3 protein-coding genes and 1 pseudogene are annotated in these 2,961 nt (G+C 65.0%); all 4 read right to left on the bottom strand.

What is annotated here, in order from left to right; all coding sequences use genetic code 11:
• Window positions 1-955 (bottom strand): SMP-30/gluconolactonase/LRE family protein (locus tag MOV74_RS35020; RefSeq protein WP_246931649.1); only part of this gene is annotated, 955 nt, incomplete at its 3' end.
• A gap of 20 nt (window positions 956-975) precedes the next feature.
• A complete protein-coding gene (locus MOV74_RS35015) occupies window positions 976-1,824 on the bottom strand; it encodes an MBL fold metallo-hydrolase (protein ID WP_128927095.1) in 849 nt (282 codons plus the stop codon).
• 31 nt (window positions 1,825-1,855) lie between these two features.
• Window positions 1,856-2,740 carry an amidohydrolase gene (locus tag MOV74_RS35010; RefSeq protein ID WP_246931646.1) on the bottom strand — a complete coding sequence of 295 codons (885 nt, stop codon included), beginning with the start codon at window positions 2,738-2,740 and terminating at the stop codon, window positions 1,856-1,858.
• A pseudogene (locus MOV74_RS35005) lies at window positions 2,737-2,961 on the bottom strand (hypothetical protein); the annotation flags it as partial. The gene MOV74_RS35010 and the pseudogene MOV74_RS35005, both read right to left, overlap by 4 nt.

The raw sequence follows: 2,961 nt of genomic DNA, 5'->3' as shown, positions 1-2,961 counted from the left end.
CGGCGCTTGCAGTCGCGCCGCTTGCAGTCGCGCCGCCGCCGCTTCGCCGGCCACTCATATAGGGCTCGTGCCGTGGGCCGACCTTGGTCGGGATCGCGTACACCGAGTGGGTCGAGGTCAGGTAAAGCGTGCGGAAATCCGGCCCGCCCCAGGCGAGGTTGGCGACCATCTCGGGGACGCGGACTTTGCCGAGCAACTCGCCGCGCTGCGAATAGACCCAGACGCCGCCGGGCGCGGTGACCCAGACATTGCCGTGCTGATCGCACTTCATGCCGTCGGGCAAGCCGGGCTCCAACTCGGAGCGAATGCCGCTTGCGAACACCCGCGCATTCGACAGCGAACCGTCGGCATCGACGTCGAAGATGCGGATCAGCGCCTGCACGGTGTCGTTGACATAGAGCAGCTTCTCGTCCGGCGAGAAGCATAGGCCGTTGGGCTGGTCGAACAGATTGCGCTCGACCACGAGCTTCGGCTCGGCGCCGGGCACGACGCGATAGACGCCCTGGAAGCCGAGCTGGCGCGGCCGCTCGACGCCATAGACCGGCATGCGGCCGTACCAGGGGTCCGAGAAATAGATCGCGCCGGAGGAGTGCACGCAGGCGTCGTTCGGGCTGTTCAGCTCCTGTCCCCCAAAATGCGAAGCCAACACCTCGCGTCGCCCGTCCGGCCGCTCGCGGATCAGCGACGATGTCGCGTGCTCGCAGACGATGAGATTGAGCTCGGCATCGTAGGTCATGCCGTTGCATTTGTTGGAGGGGCGCTTGACCTCCACGACACCGCGCCGCGCATCCCAGCGCCGGCGCACGTCGCCGGGCATGTCGGAGAACAGCAAATAATGATCGACCGGATGCCAGATCGGCCCCTCCGTGAAGTCGAAGCCGGTGCCGACCTGCGCGACCGGCGCATAGGGGTCGATCAGGGTCTCGAACTCGCTCCGCAAGGTGACGTGGGTCATCGGCCGATCCTTAGGTCACGTTACGCTGGAAACCAGTTGCGTGCCGGCAGCGACTGCACGATCGGGCCGGGGACCTGATCGTGCAGGCGCCCCACGACGTTGCCGCCTTCGATCTTGGCGGGACGGTCATGCACGGGCAGCAAATAGCGCGAATTGCTGAGTAGCTTCTTGATCGAGGCCTTCTCCGCACGCTTGCTGGTGCCGTGGTTGCCGGTGGTGCGCGGCTCCCAATCATGGATCTCGTTGAACGGCGTCACGATCTGGTCGTTGAAGTCGTAGATCACGTCGCCGCAGATGGTCGCAATGCCGTCTGCCGTCTCGACGATGATGTTCATCGAGCCCTCCGTATGCGCATTGGCGGCGTCGCAATAGACGCCGGGCATCAGCTCGATCGGACCGGTGATCTCCAGGTCAAGGAAACGCAGCGCGCTCTTGGTGTGCAGGCGGTCGATCAGGTGCTTGATGTCGGGGGCCGGATATTGTGGATGCATCAGGCCGGAGACCGAATATTCGAGCTCCTTGCGGTTGAGCACGACGGTCGTGTTCATCGGGAACAGATCGTCCTTGCCAGCATGGTCGATGTGCAGATGGGTGTGGCAGACGAAGCGGACGTCGCCCATGCGCACGCCGTGACGCGCGAGCTGGTTCTCGATCATGTTCTCATGATACTGCAGCCCGCGCATGCCCAGCGTCTCCATGATCTGGTTGGAGCGGTAGCCGGTGTCGACCACAACAGGATATTTCCCCCCGAGGATCAGGAAGCCGAGCGTGAGGACGCGGCGGGTGCGGCCGCAATCGCGGCCGAGCACCAGAAAGCTCGATTCCAGCTCGATATCGCCGTAGTCCAGGATCTTGATCTCCAGCGCCATTCGTTGCCCTCCCTCATCTGTTTCCTGTCTGTCAAAGCCGGTAGACGCGCGTTGCGGTCATCCTGAAGATGGCGTCCTGCTGCTCTGCGCTGAACGGCGCGGCCGCGGCGCGAAAAGCGCCGACGAGGTCGCGATAGCTGGTCCACAATTTCTCGATCGGGAAATTGGAGCCGAACAGGCAGCGCTCGGCGCCGAAGATCGCGACGGTGTCAGTAAGCACAGCGGCGATGTGCGCGGGATCGTTGCGATGGATGAAGGTGCCGAGCCCGGAGAGCTTTGAGACCACGTTGGGGCAGGCCGCGAGCCGGGCCATGCCGCCGCGCCAGGCGGCGCGGCCGCCAGGCGAGAGATCCTCCAGCATGCCGGCATGCTGGAGGATGAAGGTCACCTCGGGGCAGGCCTCTGCGAGCGCTGCGGCTTCCGGCATCTGCGGTGTGAACACCTGCAAATCGAAGCTCCAGCCATAGTCGGCTAGACGCGCGACGTTGCGACCGATCATCGGATCGGCGCAGAGATCCGCGCGGGCTGCAAAGCGGTAGAGCGGGTTCTCGTGCCAGTGCAGCTGCATGCGCACGCCGCGCACCAGCGGGTAGCGCTTCAGGAGATCGAGCTGCGGGCGTACGTCGTCCACGGCGAAATTGGCATAGGCGACGATCGCGTGCGGCCAGCCGTGTGCGTCGGCAGTTTCCTGCACCCAGGCGGCCTCGTCCTCGAAGCGCTCGTTGGCCCAGTTGGTCTGCACATAGACCGAGCGCGTGACGCCGGCGCCTTTGAGGTCGTCGAGGTATTCCTCGATCGGATAGTCGCGCCGGATCGGCTCGTAAGGTCCGAAGATGCGCGGTTGCATGGGGCCGATCAGCCAGGGCAGGTCGGCCTGCCGCCAGATATGATGATGGCCATCGACAATACCGGTCACGCCGCTCTCCTTCGTCCCAACGCCAGAATATGCGCGACGATCGACGCGCTCGAACCGCCATCCACGAGGTCATCGACGAAGCGCTCGATGGCGACGAGCGCCTCGGTCTGCGGGCGGAAGCCCGGGCTTGTCGCCAGCGGCGTCAACCAGCTCAAGCGCCACGCCCACCGCGACAGCTTCGCGACGGCATCGCGAAGCGCGTCGGTCTCGCCGCGCTCGAG

Origin of the sequence: Bradyrhizobium sp. SHOUNA76, from assembly GCF_023006445.1 — a bacterium.
Taxonomy (GTDB): Bacteria; Pseudomonadota; Alphaproteobacteria; order Rhizobiales; family Xanthobacteraceae; genus Bradyrhizobium.
The sequence above is the reverse complement of the archived record's forward strand: the minus strand, read 5'-3'. Positions and strand labels throughout refer to the sequence as shown.

Bases quoted from the DNA above. Each gene is read 5' to 3' on its own strand.
- MOV74_RS35015 (WP_128927095.1), bottom strand. From the start codon at position 1,824: ATGGCGCTGGAGATCAAGATCCTGGACTACGGCGATATCGAGCTGGAA.